Origin of the sequence: Gallaecimonas aegicerasi, from assembly GCF_045291545.1 — a bacterium.
Lineage (GTDB): Bacteria > Pseudomonadota > Gammaproteobacteria > Enterobacterales > Gallaecimonadaceae > Gallaecimonas.
The window spans coordinates 1040193-1056832 of the sequence record NZ_CP149514.1 but is presented as its reverse complement, the minus strand read 5'-3'; the positions used below and the strand labels follow the sequence as shown (position 1 = coordinate 1056832).

Sequence of the window (16640 nt, the reverse complement as noted above, 5' to 3'; positions counted from 1 at the left end):
TAAGCAATTATTGACCAAAGGATGCCTCAATATGCACAGCAGCGATACCCGCAACTGGGCCATGGCCTGCCATGCCGCCGCCTTTGCCGGCTTTATTATGCCTTTTGGTAATGTTATCGGCCCGCTGATTGTCTGGCTGATGAAGCGCGAGGAGGATCCCTTTATTGATGCCAGTGGCAAGGAGGCACTGAACTTTCAGATCACCATGATGATTGGCTACCTGGTAGCCACCTTACTGATGCTTGTGCTGGTGGGGTTCATTCTGCTGCCGGCATTGGCACTAGTTAATTTGATTTTGGTGATCCTGGCGATGCTAAGGACCTCCGAAGGTGAGCTCTATCGCTATCCCTTTTCCCTGCAACTGGTGAAGTAATGGCGCTGTGGCTGGATAAACTGGTCAATGATGACAACGCCCGTGCCTGCAAGGACATCAGCGATGAAGCTTGTCATCACCAACCGCGTAGTTTTCTTACCCATGTTATTGCGCTGTCGCTAACCAAAAGCGGCGACGGCCTGATGAATGTCAAATTGACCCTGACCTGGTTACTGGGAGCACTGGGCGCACCGCTGGCACTGACAGCCTGGCTGGTACCGGTGCGCGAAGCCCTGTCGTTGCTGCCACAGCTGGCTATTGCCAGTGCCCTGCGCCGCCGCCCAATACGAAAGACGTTCTGGACTCTTGGCGCCCTGGCACAAGGCCTGTGCGTGCTGGCCATGGCTGCCGTGGCCTTTGGTTTGCGAGGAAAGGCGGCCGGGCTGGCAATCATTGCTTTACTGGCTCTGTTCAGCCTGGCCAGGGGCGTTTGCTCGGTCAGTATCAAGGACGTACAAGGTAAAACCATCGCCAAGGAAAAGCGCGGCAAAGTGTCGGGGCTAGCCGCCTCTGTGTCGGGGATCACGGTCATGGCCTTTGGCCTGGCGGTAGCACTGGGCCTTTTTGACGACCCGCCAGCCAGCCTGCTTGGCGCGGTGCTGGCTGGCGCCGGCATGCTGTGGTTACTGGCCGCAGGCGTTTATCAGCAGTTACCGGAATACCCGGGCGCCACCAAGGGAGGCAAAAACGGTCTGAAAGCCGCCTTCAGTGGTTTTAAAGAAGCCATGGCAGCCCGGCAGTTCCGGCGCTTTATCCTGACCCGCACGTTACTGCTGGCCAGCGCCCTGATGACCCCTTTTATCGTCAATCTGGCAGGTGGTGAAAATAATGCCCTCCCCACACTGGGCATGTTGCTGCTCGCCTCCGGGCTGGCCAGTTTTCTTTCCGGCAGCATCTGGGGCAGCCTTGCAGATCGTTCCAGCCGCTGGGTAATGGTCGGTGCCGCAGTACTGACCGCCCTGACCGGCCTGAGCACTGTCATGCTGGCCGGCAAAACAAGCCCCTGGCTGTTCGGTACCTTGATTTTTGCCATGAGTGTCGCCCATGCGGGAGTGCGGCTAGGGCGTAAAACCTATCTGATCGATATGGCTAACGCCGATAACCGTGCGACGCTGGTGGCTGTCAGTAATACCGTTATCGGCGTGATGTTGTTGGCCATTGGCGGCCTCAGTGCCCTACTGGCCACATGGGTGGCTGCCAAGTGGTTGATATTCATGCTATCAATACTGGCTCTACTGGCCGCCATCACGGCCTGGACTCTGGAGGAAGCATGACCAACCCCGGCGTAAAATTCCCACCACCGCTCATTTTTGTCGTGCTGTTTGCTGCTGGCCTGACGTTGGATCACTTTTTCCCGGCGCCACTGCGACCACTGGCCTGGGTACTGGTGGTCGCCGGCTTGGTAGTGGGTGGCTGGGCACTGCTGACCTGCTGGCGTGCCGGCACACCGGTACTGCCCCACAAAAGCGCCGCCTGCCTGGTCAAAAAGGGGCCTTTTCGTTTTAGCCGTAACCCCATGTATCTGTCACTCAGTGCCATATATCTGGGCCTGGCATTGTGGCTGCAAAGCCTGTTCGCCATTTTATTGCTGCCGTTGGCACTATACCTGGTTTGGCTGTTGGTGATCCGCCGCGAAGAAGCCCACTTGCAACATGTTTTCGGCGAGGATTACCGCCACTACTGCGCCAAAGTGCGCCGTTGGTTCTAAGCCAGGCGTGTTCAACAAGCGTCACTTGGCCCTGGCCGGCCAGTATCTTCACCACCCCTGGCAACATGGTCTGCCTGCGCTGGTCGAACATCTAGGGGCGGTACAGCTGGATGCCATTCAGCGGCTGTGCCGGGCCCATCATCATCAGCTCTATAGCCGCCTGCCTGAATACACGCCGGCCCAGCTGGCTGAAGCCGAACAGCACCGGCTTATCTTTGAATACTGGTCACACGCCGCCGCCTATCTGCCGATGAGCAGTTACCCCTATGCCCGGGTGCGTATGGCACGGATCCGCCAGGGCCAGCGGCACTGGTTTGAAAAAAACGCCCGGCTGTGCCGCTATGTACTAGATCGGGTTCGCGCGGAAGGGCCACTGAAAGCCAGCGACTTTAACGCCGGTAAGGGCGGCTGGTGGGATTGGTCAGATGAGAAAAAGGCCCTGGAGCAGCTATTTCACGAAGGGCAACTGATGGTCAGCCACCGCCAGCGCTTCCAAAAAGTGTTTGACCTGCCGGAGCGTGTCTTACCGGCCCATATTTGCTGCCAACAGGCCAGTGACAGCGACTATGGTAAGTTCCGGGTTCGCACCTTTTTGCAGGCTCATGGTGTCGGTCAGCTCGCCGAAATGGTCTACCTTAATGCCGCCGACAAACCACTCATTGCCAAAGCGCTCACCACCATGCTGGCCAGTGGCGAGCTGCAATACGACGGTGAAGACTACGCCTTCGCCGATAGCGCTGAGCCGCCACCACCGGTATCAAAGCTGCGGTTGCTGTCGCCTTTTGATCCCTTGGTGATCCAACGCCAGCGCCTGAAGCGGTTGTTTGCGTTTGACTATCAGCTGGAATGTTACCTGCCGGCCAGCAAGCGCCGCTTCGGCTATTTTTGTTTACCGATGTTATTTGCCGATCGTTTCGTTGGCCAGATTGACCTCAAGGCCAATCGTCCGGCGGGGCAACTGGAAGTACAGCAACTGCACTGGCTGGAACACCCTGGCAAAATCCTCACTGGCGCTCTGGCAGAGGCCCTGGCAGACTTTGCTGCTTTTCACGGCCTGAATGAGGTTACCCGTGTTTGAGGTGGTACTGGATCACCGCGATTTTGTGATGGTAAATAAAACCGCCGCGGTCAGTTTTCATGCTGAACAGGGGCCTGGGCTTTTTGTCAATATCGAGCAACATCTGGGGCAAAAGCTCTGGCCGGTGCACCGGCTTGATAAAGTAACCACCGGCCTGTTGCTACTGGCGAAAAGTGCCGAGGCCGCAGCTATTTTTGGCGACGCCTTCGCCAACCGCAAAATCAGCAAATGTTATCTGGCGCTCAGTGATCGCAAACCAGCCAAGAAACAGGGATGGATTAAAGGTGATATGGCCAAAGCGCGCCGCGGTGCCTGGCGGCTGTTGCGCAGTACCGAACACCCGGCCATCACCCGTTTTGACAGCCAAAGCCTGGCCCCTGGGCAGCGGTTATTTCGGCTCTGGCCACAAACCGGCCGCACCCACCAGTTACGGGTGGCAATGAAAAGCCTGGGCGCACCGATTTTGGGTGACAGCCTTTATGGTGGCAGTAACTGGCCGCGGGTCTGCCTACATGCTTATGCCCTGGCTTTTGATTGGCAGGGCGACAATATCGCTATCAGCCAGCCGGCCGATTTTAGCGAACTGGCCCCACCGCCTTTTGAGTAACCACCATGAACCTGCTAAGCGCCATACACGCCTTTGTTAAAGTCGCGGAGCTTGCCAGCTACACCAACGCGGCGCAGCAACTGGCTTTATCACGTACCCAGGTATCGAAACTGGTAATGCAACTGGAACAACACCTGGGAGCAAGGCTACTGCAGCGTACGACCCGCCGCATTCAATTAACCGAAGCTGGCGAACGTTACTTGCTGCATGCCCGCCACATTATCTCGGAGCTGGCTGATGCCCAGGCCGAAATCAGCCAAAGTCAGTCGGCTATGCAAGGGCGCCTGCGGATCAGTGGCCCGGTAAGCTTCGGCACACGCTTTTTGGCGCCGTTAGTCGCCGATTTCATGTGCCAGCACCCGGCTTTATCGGTGCGCCTGGATTTAACCGATCGGAAAGTAGACTTACTGGAAGAAGACTACGATCTGGCGATCCGTATCGGCCACTTGCAAGATTCCACGCTGATCGCACGGCCTTTGACTCAGTGCCAACTGTTCTATTGCGCCTCGGCTGAATACCTCAACCACCATGGTACGCCAACACTACAAGCCGAGCTGGCCTTTCACCAGGGGCTACGTTACCGCCCAGGCGGTCCTTGGCCGCTTGCTGACGGCCCTTTGGACAGCAATAACGGCGACGTATTGGTTGCCGGAGCAGAAGCCGGCCTGGGGGTGATTTGCCAACCCAGCTTTCTGGTAGCAGAGGCCCTGCGAGCGGGCCGCTTGCTGGCTTTGTCTACGGAACAGCCCTTACCACGGCTAGGCATCTATGGTGTATACCCGGCTCGCCAGCATCTGCCTGCCAAGGTAAGTCGATTTCTGGACTTTGTTAGCAGCCAGTGGGGGCAACCACCGTACTGGGAGCAAAAATTGTCACCCAAAAGCAAACAATGATGTTCCCTTTTCGTTGATTATCTTTATTTTTTGCAACGATATGCTGAGGTTGTACGTTTTATGAGGACAACATCATGCATGCTTATGCCACGACCTTACTGCGCCTGGCGCTAGGCACTCTGACCCTGGCTCACGGCCTGATGAAACTGCTGGTATTTACCCCGGCAGGTACCGTTAGCTATTTCCAATCACTGGGCTTTCCTGCAGCCTTCGCTTATCTGACTATGGCTGCTGAAATAGGTGGCGGCTTAGCCCTTCTGGCGGGTATCTATACGCGCTGGGTCAGCCTGGCATTGATACCGCTGCTACTGGGCGCCGCCAGTGTGCACTGGGGTAATGGTTGGGTATTTTCTAATGCCGGTGGCGGTTGGGAATTCCCGGTTTTCTGGGCTGTCATACTGCTGGTACAGGCCGGCTTAGGCGGCGGCCGCTGGGTTGTTAGCCGCCAGTTTGCCTAACGGAGGCCCCATGCAACCGAGTTTGTTTATTTCGCACGGTTCCCCCATGCTGGCGTTGACACCTGGGCCAGCACGCACCTTTTTGCAACAGCTGGGGCAGCAATTACACCCCACCGCCATCGTTGTGATCTCCGCTCACTGGACCACCAATACCCTGCAGGTATCGGTATCTGCGGAGCCAGAAACACTGCACGATTTTTACGGCTTCCCGGCTGCATTGTACGCCCAGCGTTACCCGGCGCCAGGGGCACCAGAGCTGGCCGCACAGATCAGTACCCTGACCGGGGCCACCAGCATTGAGCGCGGCTTTGATCACGGCGTCTGGGTGCCACTTTCGCTATTACGTCCGGCTGCCGATCGGCCGGTTGTGTCAGTGTCGCTGCCAGTCAGCTGGTCCAGTGAGGCGCTGCTAACGCTCGGCGAGCAGCTAGCACCATTGCGTGAACAAGGGGTGCTGGTTATCGGCTCAGGCAACCTTACCCACAACCTTGGTGCGCTGGCACCGGAAGGTTCAGCAGCGCCGGCATGGGTCAACGCCTTTAATGATTGGGTGGCTGCGGCACTCGCAAGGAACGACAAGGCGGCCTTGTTGGACTGGTCACAGGCGCCCTACGCCCGAGCAAACCACCCTACTGCGGAACATCTACAACCGCTGTTGGTAGCAATGGGCGCAGGCGGTGTGCCAAAAAGGCTGCACCACAGTATCAGCCACGGCGTGCTGGCTATGGATTGCTATGCCTTTAGCTAGCCAGGAAGACGGCTAAAAAAAGCCGGCCTGGTGGCCGGCTTTTTGTCGCTCACGTCGCGTCGGGTTGATTTTCCGGCGCGGCGGTAAAAAAAGCCGGAATGGCTTCCAGGCGTGCACTGATGGCACTTAGCAGTGGATAGGCTTGCATATCCACATTAAAGCGCCGGGCGTTATACACCTGCGGAACCAAACAGCAATCGGCCAATGTCAGTTCGTCGCCAAAGCAGTATTGGCCAGCCGTGTTAGCCAGCCGTTTTTCAATGGCGGCAAAGCCCACCTCAACCCAGTGACGATACCAGGCTCCTTTTTGCTCATCACTGACACCCAGCTCAGCACTGAGGTACTGCAGCACCCGCAGGTTGTCGATGGGGTGAATGTCACAGGCAATATCCTGACACAGCCCCCGCACCTGCGCCCGTGCTGCCGGCTCTTGTGGCAATAACCGAGGCTCCGGGTGGGTTTCTTCCAGGTACTCAAGGATGGCCAGCGACTGGTTCAGTACTACGTCACCGTCCACCAGTGTCGGCACCAGCTCAGCGGGATTCAGCGCGGCATAGCGGGTAGCATGCTGCTCACCACCGTCTTTGACCAGATGCACCGGCTCCAGCTGAAACGGCAGGTTTTTCAACGCCAGAGCGATGCGTACCCGGTACGCAGCCGAAGAACGCCAGTAACTGTAGAGCGTCATATCAACCCTCGTACTTCACTACCTGTTGGTCAATAGCGCCAAAGATGCTGTGGCCATCGGCGTCAAACATCTCGATACGCACTTGGTCACCAAACTTCATGAAGCTGGTTTGCGGCGCACCATGCTCGATGGTTTCCAGCATCCGCACCTCTGCCAGGCATGATGAACCCTTGGAGCGGTCATAGTTGGAAATGGTGCCAGACCCTATCACCGCACCGGCGCCCAAAGGCCGGGTTTTGGCGGCATGGGCCACCAGCGTCGGGAAGTTAAAGGTCATATCGACACCACAATCAGGCTGGCCAAAGAGCTTGTCGTTGAGGTGTGTCACCAGCGGCCGGTGGATTTTGCCATCACGCCAGCTATCGGCCAGCTCATCCGGCGTTACCGCTACCGGTGAGAAAGCACTGGACGGTTTGGACTGGAAAAAGCCAAAGCCTTTGGCCAGTTCACCGGGGATCAGGCCACGCAGCGATACATCGTTGACCAGCATAAACAGCTTGATGTGTTTGGCGGCATCATCTGCACTGATGCCCATCGGCACGTCGTCCGTGATCACGGCCACTTCCGACTCAAAATCAATGCCCCAGTCTTCACTGCCCAGCGGGATATCATCACGCGGGCCGATGAAGCTGTCAGAGCCGCCCTGATACATCAGCGGATCGGTCCAGAAGGTTTGGGGCATTTCGGCGCCACGGGCTTTACGCACCAGCTCAACGTGGTTGACATAAGCAGAGCCGTCAGCCCACTGATAAGCCCGCGGTAATGGCGATTCACACTGCTGTTGCGCAAAGGCAAAGGCCCCTTCGGCATTGCCGGCATTCAGGGCTTGGTATACGGCGTCCAGTTCGGGGGCGGCATTCGCCCAGTTATCCAGCGCCGCCTGCATGGTAGCAGCGATAGCCGGTACTTTTACCGCTTGGCTCAAGTCGCTGCTTACGACTACCAGGCAGCCGTCACGGCTGCCATCTTTTAATGTCGCTAACTTCATCCTTACTCCGCTGTTTTCCAGCTGTTGACGTAGTCGGTGTTTTCAGTCGGCAGGGCCGCGTCACCCACTTCCAGGGCGTCACGGGTGTCGAGCATCACCGCCACTTCGTCAGTGAATTTTTTCTTGTACTCCAAACCGGCTTTGAAGGCCTTGGGGTGTGGCCCATGGGTAAAGCCTGCCGGGTGAAAGGTCATCATGCCGCGTTCGATGTTGTCACGGCTGAAGAAGTCACCGGCGTGGTAAAAGAGCACTTCATCGTAGTCGTCATTGTTGTGGTAGAACGGCACCTTCAATGCCCCCGGATCGGACTCGATAGGCCGAGGGACAAAGGTACACACCACAAACCGCGGCGCCACAAAGGTGGTGTGAGCACTGGGCGGCAGATGATAACGGTGGCTCATCAGTGGCCGGATATCCCGCCAGTTCAGGCGTAGCACCGTCAGGTCACCATGCCAGCCCACCGCATCCAGCGGGTTGAACGGATAAGTGATGACGCTGATTTGATTGTGGCGTTTGACCTCTACCTGCCAGCTGTCTTCGGTTTGCTGGGCTTTGAAGGCATCGTCCATGGCCGGCACGTCCAGCACCGCCTGATCAAAAATCGCCTGCGGCCCCAGCATGCCTTTATCCGGCAGCTGATAGGAACCGTTGGTGGCTTCAATCATCAAAATGGTCATCGGCCCGGCAGTCGGCTCCAGACGCCACATGGTGCCACGGGGGATCATCACGTAATCGCCGTCACGCAGGGTCAGGTGGCCAAAATCGCAATACAGCTCAGCGGCGCCGTCATGCACAAACAGCAGGTCGTCACCGTCGGCATTACGGGCCAGCCGCGTCATGGCGCTGTCGGGGCGCCAGATACGGTAGCGGCAATGGGCGTTATGCAGCACCAAGTCAGCGTGCCAGGGGGAATTACCCTCCCCCTTGACCTCATTGAGGTCAAACAGCCGTGGCCGCAGCGGCCCTTCCCAGCTGACCCAGCCTGTGGGCGCATGTTTGTGGTGCAGGTGGGCGGTTGGGCCAAAAAAGCCTTCCTTGCCCATTTCCCGTTCGTAAAGTCCCTCTTCCGGTAAGTCGGCGTGCGCCTGACGAGAATGGACGCCTTCCCGGTGGGGAATGGAGGCCCATTTACGCATCGCTCAGTACTCCACGGCGGATTTGATCTTCTTCGATAGATTCGAACAGCGCCTTGAAGTTACCTTCGCCAAAGCCCTGGTTACCTTTACGCTGGATGATTTCGAAAAATACCGGGCCAATCACAGTGTCGGTAAAGATTTGCAGCAAAATGCCGTCTTTTTCCGGATCGCCGTCAATCAGCAGGTTCAGTTCCTGCAGCCTGGCCAAGTCTTCACCATGGCCGGGTACACGGCTGTCGACTTTTTCGTAATAGGTATCTGGCGTGGTCATGAACTTGGTACCACGCGCTTTTAGATCGGCCACCGTTTTGTAGATATCGTCAGTGGTCAGGGCGATATGCTGAATACCTTCGCCATTGTACTCACGGATGAATTCTTCAATTTGTGACTTGTCGTCAGAAGATTCGTTGATCGGGATACGGATCTTGCCGCACGGCGCGGTCATGGCCTTGGATACCAGACCGGTCATCTTGCCGGAGATATCAAAATAACGGATCTCACGGAAATTACCGATTTTCTCGTAGAAGTTTGCCCACACGGCCATATTGCCCTGGCGGACGTTATGGGTCAGGTGGTCAATAACGCCAAGGCCGGCGTTGGCACGGGCCATACGCTCTTTGTAATCAGGGTAAAAGTTGAAGTCGATGTTGTAGATGTCTTTCTCGCCGTACATGTCGACGAAAAACAGCAGGGATTCGCCAATACCGTACACCGCCGGAATATTCAGCTCCATCGGGCCGATGCTGTTCTGGTATGCCTTGGCACCGTTTTCAACGGCGTGGTCAAAAGCTTTTTTCGCGTCTTCTACGCGAAACGCCATGGCGCATACCGAAGGGCCATGTTTTTTGGCAAATTCCAGGGCGTGGCTGTGTGGCTCAGCGTTGACGATGAAGTTAATCTCGCCCTGACGGAACAACCAGGCTTCTTTATGCTTGTGCTTGGCGACTTCGGCAAAGCCCAGTGAAGCGAACAGTTTTTTGAGGTTGTCGATGCCCTCGGCGTCGGCGGCGGTATATTCAACGAACTCAAAACCGTCGCAACCCAGGGGATTGTAATTGATATCAACTGACATGGACTGCTTCCTCTTTGTCTTTTAAATAGGACTACGCAGCCTTGGTATAACGCGGTGGCGATGAAAGGTTAAGGGGCAAGCTTGACGCAAGCGTCAAGCAATTTTCGTAAAGTTATCTGTACAAGCAAAGCAAAGGCCGTACGATAAGGCCGATACGGCTCGGTCAGTGGCAACTTGCCCTTACAGCTGAAAAAGTCACCAGCACCGCGGTTACTTTTTCTTGTTGATACCGTAGTCACGCAGTTTGTTGGCAACGGCGGTATGAGACACGCCGAGCTTGCGGGCCAGCAGCCGTGAGGACGGATAAGCCGGGTATAGACGTTCCAGCAAGTTTTTCTCAAAACGCTTCATGACTTCATCCAATGTGCCGTCGAGGGCCGCGTCACCCAGGCTGACCGCCGGTGTCTGACTGGGTAGCTCCAGTAACTTTGGCTCTATCTGGCCACCGTCCAGTAACGACACCGCCCGCAATAAGGCATTTTCCAGCTGCCGGACGTTACCAGGCCAGGGGTAGTTGAGCATTAAATTCTGGCTGGCCTGGCTAAGCGTGGCACTTTCACGCCCTAAAGCCGCACAGTGCCGGTCAATAAAAAGCTGCGCCAGCGGCAAAATATCACTTTGCCGTTCCCGTAAGGGAGGCAACTTCAGGCTCAGAACATTCAGGCGATAGAACAGATCTTCACGGAACTGTCCTTCCCGGCACAGCGACGCCAGATCGCGCTGGGTGGAACAAATAATGCGCACATTGACCTTACGCTCGGTTTCATCACCGACCCGGCGAAAACTGCCATCCTGGAGTAGCCGCAACAGTTTCACCTGAATAGCTGGTGCCAGATCCCCGACTTCGTCCAAGAACACTGTGCCGCCTTCGGTCAGCTCAAAGACCCCCCGCTTGCCACTGGCATGGGCGCCCGAAAAGGCATTGGCACCGTAACCGAACAGTTCGGTTTCAGCGACGCTGTCTGGCAAGGAGGCACAATTAAGCGCTACAAAGGGCTTTTCCCGGCGCAGTGAACTGTCATGGCAGGCTCTGGCCAGCAACTCTTTACCGGTACCGGTTTCGCCTTCAATTAACAGTGGCGCATCCAGCTGCGCCAGCTTCTTAGCCTGGCGTAGCAAGCGTTTCATCACCGCTGATTCGGCCAAAATGGCATCCAGTGACGCCGAGCCGGCACGGGCCTGATTGAGCTGAGAATTGAGCTTGTGCGGGGTTTTGGCGGTGATCACCGCGCCGGCCAGCGTCTGGCGCTGCTGTTCGTCACTGACCCAAATGGGCAGAAAGTCGGCCAGCAAGCGCTGGCCTGCGAGTTTCACCAACATGGTGATCGGTGCCGGTTCATCTTCTTCGAGCCAGCGGCCAAGGTTAAAACCGCTGAGCCACTGGTTCAGTGGCTGGCCCTGCAAGGCGTTAATGTCATCTTTTAAGTGTGCCGCCGCCGCCGGGTTGATGATCAGCATGCGACCCTTGTCGTCCACCGAAATAACCGGATCCGGCAGGGTCTGCAACAAGGTGGCCAGTTCAAAGTGATCGCGCTCGGTGGGCATGAAGGCGGTGGTGCGTACATCATTGACGCCGTTGATACGACGAATGGCCGGTAGCAGCGTTTTAAGCTCATCAAAGCTCAAGTCCGGCAGGTGCAGGAACATTTTCCCGACCGGATCGACTTCAATGCCGCGCAGGTCGATTTCCCGCTCGGCCAGAATGTCCAGTACTTCCCGGGCTATACCGGGCCGGTCCTGGCAAAAAATCTCAAGACGCATGGCAGTCACAACACCGCTTCAATCAGAAGCGCGATGATATAACGCCCTGGCAGATAAACAAAATGCCGCGCACAAGGCGCGGCATCGGCAAACCGGCGACAAAAAGCGCCTTAGAGCAGCTGGTCGGTTTTAGCGGCCATGATGAAGTCATTTTTATGTAAACCGCCGATGGCGTGGGTCCACCAGGTGACGGTCACTTTGCCCCACTCCAGCAAGATACCGGGGTGGTGAAACTCGGCTTCTGCCAACTCCGCCACTTTGTTGGCAAAAGCCCAGGCTTGTTTGAAGTTTTTAAACTTGTAGACCCGCTCCAATTGCAATACGCCATCACGGGCAACCGGCGCCCAGTCCGGGATCTCGGCCATCAGTGTTTTCAGTTCGTCATCAGTGACTTTCGGGGCGCCGACCTGGCAGGCTTCACATTTTTGCTCGGCAAGTGCGTTCACTTGTCTCTCCTTTAACTGGCTTGCTTTTCTTTCGGGGGAAACTTGGGCTCAAACAGCCCCAGCGCCTTGGCTTTTTCAACCATGGCCATAATATCGGTTTCGGCAATATCAAACAGCTGGTGGACATTTTCCAGCAGGTAATAAACCGGTTGCATGATATCGATACGATACGGGGTACGCAGAGCATCGACGATATCGAAGTCATGCCGCTCGGGTACGTCTGACTCCAGCGCATAGGTGGTTTCACCCGGGGAAGACAAAATACCACCACCGTAGATACGCAGCCCTTGCGGTGTTTTCACCAGTCCAAATTCCACGGTAAACCAGTACAAGCGTGCCAGGAAAACTCTGTCCTGCTTGCTGGCAGCCAGCCCCAGTTGCCCGTACAGGTGCGTGAAATGTGCAAAGTCCGGGTTGGTCAGCAATGGGCAATGGCCAAAGATCTCATGGAAAATGTCCGGCTCTTGCAGGTAGTCCAGTTCTTCGCGGGTACGAATGAAAGTCGCCACCGGGAACTGCTTGTTGGCCAGCAGTCGGAAGAACTCGTCAAAGGGGATCAGTGCCGGTACCTGGGCCACTTGCCAGCCGGTGGTGCGAGCCAGAACAGCATTGATTTCATCCAGCTGCGGGATGCGATCCTTGGGCAAATCCAACAGTTTCAGACCGTCAATGTACTCCTGACAGGCGCGCCCTTCGATGCAATCCAACTGCCGGGTGATCAGGGTTTGCCAAACGGCGTTTTCCTCATCCGTGTAGTGGATACGTCCGTCCGGCCCTGGCATTTTTGATACGTATTTTGTGCCTTTAGCCATAATTTTCTGCTGTGGTGTGTGACCCACCGAGCGTACGCAGTAGCGCCTTAATGAAAAAGCCCCCTGACGCTGGTCAGAGGGCTTAGTGGCCGTAAACGAGGCGTTACACTGCAGCTAGGCTTTGTGATAAATCAGCAATTAAATCATCAACATGCTCAAGACCGACGGAGATACGGATGAGGCTGTCGCTGATCCCGGCCATGGCGCGTTCTTCCGGTGTGTAGGGCGAATGGGTCATCGATGCCGGGTGTGACACCAGCGACTCGGCGTCACCGAGACTGACCGCCAGAGTAAAGAGCTTGAGGCGGTCAATAAAGGCGGCGCTGTCGGCCAGGCTGGCATTGAGTTCAAAGGCGATAACACCGCCCGCCGCTTTCATCTGGGTGCCAATAAAACGGTGTCCGGGGTGGCTTTCCAAGCCCGGGTAGTACACGGCTTTAACCTGGCTCTGGTTTTCCAGCCACTGCGCTACCGTCATGGCGCTTTGGCAATGGCGCTCCATGCGAATAGGCAGGGTTTTTAAGCCGCGCAGAATCAGCCAGGCTTCAAAAGGCCCCAGGCTGCCACCGATATCTTTGATGGCTGTCGCGCGAATGTCATCGATACGTGCCTGGCTGCCACACAAAATGCCGGCGATAACATCGCCATGGCCATTGAGATATTTGGTGGCTGAGTGCAGCACCAGCTCAAAACCATAATCTCCCGGGCGTTGCAGCAGCGGCGTCAAGAAGGTGTTATCGGCAATACCGAGCAATTGGTGGCGCACAACCAGCTCGCCGATAGCGGCCAAGTCAATCACTTCCAGGTTGGGATTGACCGGTGTCTCCAAAAACAACGCCTTGGTGTTGGCCTTGATGGCATTACTGACCTCATCCGGCCGGGTCATATCAACGAAGCTGACCTCAATACCAAAGCGCGGCAGCATATGATTCATCAGCGCAAAGGAGCAGCCGTAAACAGCCTTCGATGCCACCAGATGGTCACCCGCCTGCAAAGAGCCCAGCAATGCTGCTGACACTGCCGCCATACCTGACGCCGTTGCTACCGCCGCTTCTTTGCCTTCCAAGGCTGCGACGGTGCGCTCCATCTCGGCGACCGTCGGGTTACCGAGCCGCGTGTAAATCGGCCCACAGTCATCACCGGCAAAACGGGCGGCGCCTTCGGCGCTGTTGGCAAAAGCAAAGGTAGACGTCTGATAAAGCGGCGCAGCCAGGGCGCGATGGGGGTCGTTGCGATCTTTACCGCCGTGAATAGCGGCGGTTTCCGGGTGACTGCTGTGGGTCATGACAACCTCTTAGAATAATAAAGAAGCAGCCACCTTAGGGAGCTTTCGGGCAGTGCACAATAGGCAACCAGTCCGACCTGTTAATTATTTGATATTGAACATATTTTTAAGAAATCCAGCCGCCAGGACGGCTGCCACTCCAGCCGTCTGAATGGCCTATTCAGGTCACATCGTCAGGTTTTTCGGCCGTACTCTTTTGACGGTTTAGTACCATGCCTGGCAATTTCATTAAATCCTTGCCCATGTCCAGTAACAGCCGCCGGCGTACCGACGACAGCGCTTTTTGCTCCTCGATATCCAGTGGCAAAGGCCGGCATAAGCGCATGGCATGCCAACCCAGGCGGGCCGTTAACAAGCCGGCGCCAACCCCCTGCGCCGCCCGCCCAGACAACTTGCCGAGCATGTCGGCGCCCAAGGTACTCATGCCAACATCGATGGCCATTTCCGAGGCACCGGCGTAGATCATGTTGATAAACACTTGTCGCAACAACCGCACCCGGCTCCAGTAACCCAGTTGCAGGCCGTAAACGCGGGCCACTTCACGCGTCAGCCGGGTATTGCGCCAGGCGACAATCGCCATGTCGGTCAGCGCCAGCGGGCTTACCGCCACCAGTACCGTCGCTTCCAGAGCGTAACGGCGGATCACGGCTTGTGCCTGAGAGTCCAGCTCACTGAGCACCAGCTGGCGAAACCGTTGTTGCACTTCCTGGCCATTGTCGTGCCCAGACACCGACGCCAAAAAACGGCTCATGGCCGCACTGTCCGCCTGGCCACGCAGTTTCATGCTGCGCTCCAGCACCACCAGGGCCTGATCGCCACTGTCCGCTTTGGCCGCCTGCTGGCTGCTACGCTCCAGCTTGCGCAGCACTTTCAAGGCCCGCCATTCCCGCCACAAGGCCCGCAAGCCACCACCGCCGAGCAGCACCAGAGCCGCCGCAAAAATCACCGCCAACACCGGCCAGCTCTGCCATAACTGCCACAGCCAAAGTACCGCTTGGCCAATGCTGCCAAGCAGCAGTAGCGCCAGTCCCCAGGCTAACCAGGGCCGCCGTCGGGGCCGGGCCAAGGCGCGCTCCAGTTGTGCCTCCGGCTCTTGATCGGCAATAAAATGCTGCTCGGCCAGGCGCTGCGCCGGGCGCAGCGCTGGGTCGTCGCCATCGCTATGTGCAAATCGTTGGCCGCGGCGTAACGTCATGCCAGCTTATCTCCTAATAAAAAGGCCAAGGCTTTATCCATACGCAGATGCGGTAAAGGAGACGCCAGCCCCGGTGGCGGCGCAAAATCAGGGAAGTCAAAGCCTTGCTGTTGCCAAAAAGCACTACCCGGTAACTGGCTGGGCACATCGCCGGGAAACAGGGTAACAGCTTCACCGTTATGCAAATGCCCGCGCAAACACGGCAGCTTTTCACCGCCCTGCTCAGCATGACCGGCTTCGGTGGCGGCTATTGCTGCCAGGGTCTCGACTCCAACATCAATGCCGGCAAAGCGTATAGGCTCCAGTGCCGGGCCAATCAACTGCCTGAGCAGGGACGTTAGCGCCGGGCGCTGATCGGGCGTTAACCGGTCAGCCTGGGTGGCCGCAAACAGTACCTTATCAATCCGTGGTGAGAATAAACGCTTGAGCAAATTGGATTGCCCGTAATGAAAGCTATGCAGGACCTGAGTCAGCGCCTGTTGTAAGTCTAAAAAGGCCGCCCGCGAGTGATTAAGGGCAGCCAGGGTATCGACCAGCACCACCTGGCGGTCAATCTTGGCAAAGTGGTCACGGTAAAAGCGTCGCACCACATCCTGCTTGTACTGTTCAAAGGTGGCCTGCAAACGCTGATACAGCGGCCCGTCCGTGGCAGTTCCGGGCCAGGGGAAAAAGGCCAGTACTGGTGCGCCTTTAAGCTCGCCGGGCAGTAAAAAACGCCCCGGCTGCAGGTAATACAGCCCCAGTTCCTGGCGAAAACGCGCCAATAATGCGGCATAACCGGCGGCGAGCTGATCGACAGCAGCGTCGTCAAGTTGATTGGCGTCACAACATTGCTGGGCTTGGGCCAGCCAGTCGGCGGCCAATGCCTGGCGAGGTGCGGCAGTCAGCAGTGCCTGCTGGCGCTCGCTCCATTGCTGGTAGTCCTGGCCAAGTAAATCCAGGTCCAGTAGCCACTCTCCGGGGTAATCAACAATATCCAGGGTCAAGGTGGCGCTGTCGCCCAGCCAACTGCGCAAGCCGCTGTCTGGCTGGTATTTCAGTTCCAAACGTAACTCGCTGATGCCGGAGGTCGAAGGTGCCCAGTGGGGCGGCTCACCCACCAGAGCCGCGTGATTGTCGCGGTAACGAAAGCGCGGCACCAAGGGATGGGGCTGCGGCTGCTCACGGGCGCCCCGGTAACGCCCTTCTGCCATCGCCGGAAAAAACGGCAACTGCCGAGGCGTGCCATGAAGCAGCTGATCCGTAAGCGATGTGATAAAAGCGGTTTTGCCCGCCTGGGAAAGCCCGGTAACAGCCAGCCGAACGTGCTGGTCGAGGCCCCGGCGCAGGGTGTCGGTGAGTTCCTGAGTGACCGATTTAAACGTGCTGTTATCCCAAATGGCCATAATGCTC

The 16640-nt window shown here is 57.0% G+C and carries 18 protein-coding genes; 8 read left to right on the top strand and 10 right to left on the bottom strand.

The annotated features are described in order from the left end of the window. The first annotated feature begins 31 nt into the window (after nucleotides 1–31). From WDB70_RS05145 to WDB70_RS05110, 8 genes are all read left to right on the top strand, one after another. Complete coding sequence (locus WDB70_RS05145) at nucleotides 32–373, top strand: DUF4870 domain-containing protein (protein WP_406667281.1); 342 nt, start codon at nucleotides 32–34, stop codon at nucleotides 371–373. Beyond that, nucleotides 373–1647 (top strand): hypothetical protein, encoded by a 1275-nt coding sequence (locus WDB70_RS05140; RefSeq protein ID WP_406667279.1) that lies wholly within the window; start codon nucleotides 373–375, stop codon nucleotides 1645–1647. The genes WDB70_RS05145 and WDB70_RS05140 overlap by 1 nt, the downstream gene beginning before the upstream one ends. Continuing rightward, nucleotides 1644–2081 (top strand): methyltransferase family protein, encoded by a 438-nt coding sequence (locus WDB70_RS05135; RefSeq protein ID WP_406667277.1) that lies wholly within the window; start codon nucleotides 1644–1646, stop codon nucleotides 2079–2081. Before WDB70_RS05140 ends, WDB70_RS05135 begins: the two co-directional genes overlap by 4 nt. Before the next feature lie 7 nt (nucleotides 2082–2088). Next, a complete protein-coding gene (locus tag WDB70_RS05130; protein ID WP_406667275.1) occupies nucleotides 2089–3159 on the top strand; it encodes a winged helix-turn-helix domain-containing protein in 1071 nt (356 codons plus the stop codon). Further along, on the top strand, nucleotides 3152–3766 hold the full coding sequence (locus tag WDB70_RS05125) for a TIGR01621 family pseudouridine synthase (protein WP_406667273.1): 615 nt from the start codon (nucleotides 3152–3154) through the stop codon (nucleotides 3764–3766). The genes WDB70_RS05130 and WDB70_RS05125 overlap by 8 nt, the downstream gene beginning before the upstream one ends. Nucleotides 3767–3771: 5 nt before the next feature. Then, nucleotides 3772–4659: a LysR substrate-binding domain-containing protein gene (locus WDB70_RS05120; RefSeq protein WP_406667271.1), complete on the top strand. Its 888-nt coding sequence runs from the start codon at nucleotides 3772–3774 to the stop codon at nucleotides 4657–4659. 74 nt (nucleotides 4660–4733) lie between these two features. Beyond that, nucleotides 4734–5117, top strand: coding sequence for a DoxX family protein (locus WDB70_RS05115; RefSeq protein WP_406667269.1), 384 nt, complete (start codon nucleotides 4734–4736; stop codon nucleotides 5115–5117). A 10-nt stretch (nucleotides 5118–5127) separates the two neighbouring features. Next, complete coding sequence (locus WDB70_RS05110; protein WP_406667267.1) at nucleotides 5128–5865, top strand: DODA-type extradiol aromatic ring-opening family dioxygenase; 738 nt, start codon at nucleotides 5128–5130, stop codon at nucleotides 5863–5865. 49 nt (nucleotides 5866–5914) lie between these two features. On the opposite strand, the gene maiA is transcribed toward WDB70_RS05110, so the two are convergent. The 10 genes from maiA to WDB70_RS05060 form a co-directional block, all read right to left on the bottom strand. After that, the gene (maiA, locus tag WDB70_RS05105) at nucleotides 5915–6553 is read right to left on the bottom strand and encodes a maleylacetoacetate isomerase (RefSeq protein WP_406667265.1); all 639 of its coding nucleotides are present in this window, start codon (nucleotides 6551–6553) and stop codon (nucleotides 5915–5917) included. A gap of 1 nt (nucleotide 6554) precedes the next feature. Then, a complete protein-coding gene (locus WDB70_RS05100; protein ID WP_406667263.1) occupies nucleotides 6555–7541 on the bottom strand; it encodes a fumarylacetoacetate hydrolase family protein in 987 nt (328 codons plus the stop codon). Between the two features lie 2 nt (nucleotides 7542–7543). Further along, the gene (locus WDB70_RS05095) at nucleotides 7544–8677 is read right to left on the bottom strand and encodes a homogentisate 1,2-dioxygenase (RefSeq protein WP_406667261.1); all 1134 of its coding nucleotides are present in this window, start codon (nucleotides 8675–8677) and stop codon (nucleotides 7544–7546) included. Then, nucleotides 8670–9749 carry a 4-hydroxyphenylpyruvate dioxygenase gene (gene hppD, locus WDB70_RS05090; protein WP_406667259.1) on the bottom strand — a complete coding sequence of 360 codons (1080 nt, stop codon included), beginning with the start codon at nucleotides 9747–9749 and terminating at the stop codon, nucleotides 8670–8672. The genes WDB70_RS05095 and hppD overlap by 8 nt, the downstream gene beginning before the upstream one ends. A gap of 210 nt (nucleotides 9750–9959) precedes the next feature. Further along, complete coding sequence (tyrR, locus tag WDB70_RS05085) at nucleotides 9960–11510, bottom strand: transcriptional regulator TyrR (RefSeq protein WP_406667257.1); 1551 nt, start codon at nucleotides 11508–11510, stop codon at nucleotides 9960–9962. Nucleotides 11511–11620: 110 nt separating this feature from the next. Then, nucleotides 11621–11956, bottom strand: a complete 336-nt coding sequence (locus WDB70_RS05080; protein ID WP_406667255.1) for a 4a-hydroxytetrahydrobiopterin dehydratase — start codon at nucleotides 11954–11956, stop codon at nucleotides 11621–11623. Between the two features lie 11 nt (nucleotides 11957–11967). After that, nucleotides 11968–12768 carry a phenylalanine 4-monooxygenase gene (gene phhA / locus WDB70_RS05075; protein ID WP_406667253.1) on the bottom strand — a complete coding sequence of 267 codons (801 nt, stop codon included), beginning with the start codon at nucleotides 12766–12768 and terminating at the stop codon, nucleotides 11968–11970. 103 nt (nucleotides 12769–12871) lie between these two features. Further along, a complete protein-coding gene (locus WDB70_RS05070; protein ID WP_406667251.1) occupies nucleotides 12872–14053 on the bottom strand; it encodes a trans-sulfuration enzyme family protein in 1182 nt (393 codons plus the stop codon). Nucleotides 14054–14213: 160 nt separating this feature from the next. Next, the gene (locus tag WDB70_RS05065; RefSeq protein WP_406667249.1) at nucleotides 14214–15248 is read right to left on the bottom strand and encodes a TIGR01620 family protein; all 1035 of its coding nucleotides are present in this window, start codon (nucleotides 15246–15248) and stop codon (nucleotides 14214–14216) included. Next, a complete protein-coding gene (locus WDB70_RS05060; RefSeq protein WP_406667248.1) occupies nucleotides 15245–16633 on the bottom strand; it encodes a YcjX family protein in 1389 nt (462 codons plus the stop codon). The genes WDB70_RS05065 and WDB70_RS05060 overlap by 4 nt, the downstream gene beginning before the upstream one ends. Nucleotides 16634–16640: the final 7 nt, after the last annotated feature.

Coding starts and splice junctions, on each gene's coding strand:
- WDB70_RS05145 (WP_406667281.1), top strand. CDS start 32: ATGCACAGCAGCGATACCCGCAACTGGGCCATGGCCTGCCATGCCGCC.
- WDB70_RS05140 (WP_406667279.1), top strand. CDS start 373: ATGGCGCTGTGGCTGGATAAACTGGTCAATGATGACAACGCCCGTGCC.
- WDB70_RS05135 (WP_406667277.1), top strand. CDS start 1,644: ATGACCAACCCCGGCGTAAAATTCCCACCACCGCTCATTTTTGTCGTG.
- WDB70_RS05120 (WP_406667271.1), top strand. CDS start 3,772: ATGAACCTGCTAAGCGCCATACACGCCTTTGTTAAAGTCGCGGAGCTT.
- WDB70_RS05115 (WP_406667269.1), top strand. CDS start 4,734: ATGCATGCTTATGCCACGACCTTACTGCGCCTGGCGCTAGGCACTCTG.
- WDB70_RS05110 (WP_406667267.1), top strand. CDS start 5,128: ATGCAACCGAGTTTGTTTATTTCGCACGGTTCCCCCATGCTGGCGTTG.
- maiA (WP_406667265.1), bottom strand. CDS start 6,553: ATGACGCTCTACAGTTACTGGCGTTCTTCGGCTGCGTACCGGGTACGC.
- WDB70_RS05100 (WP_406667263.1), bottom strand. CDS start 7,541: ATGAAGTTAGCGACATTAAAAGATGGCAGCCGTGACGGCTGCCTGGTA.
- WDB70_RS05095 (WP_406667261.1), bottom strand. CDS start 8,677: ATGCGTAAATGGGCCTCCATTCCCCACCGGGAAGGCGTCCATTCTCGT.
- hppD (WP_406667259.1), bottom strand. CDS start 9,749: ATGTCAGTTGATATCAATTACAATCCCCTGGGTTGCGACGGTTTTGAG.
- tyrR (WP_406667257.1), bottom strand. CDS start 11,510: ATGCGTCTTGAGATTTTTTGCCAGGACCGGCCCGGTATAGCCCGGGAA.
- phhA (WP_406667253.1), bottom strand. CDS start 12,768: ATGGCTAAAGGCACAAAATACGTATCAAAAATGCCAGGGCCGGACGGA.
- WDB70_RS05070 (WP_406667251.1), bottom strand. CDS start 14,053: ATGACCCACAGCAGTCACCCGGAAACCGCCGCTATTCACGGCGGTAAA.
- WDB70_RS05065 (WP_406667249.1), bottom strand. CDS start 15,248: ATGACGTTACGCCGCGGCCAACGATTTGCACATAGCGATGGCGACGAC.
- WDB70_RS05060 (WP_406667248.1), bottom strand. CDS start 16,633: ATGGCCATTTGGGATAACAGCACGTTTAAATCGGTCACTCAGGAACTC.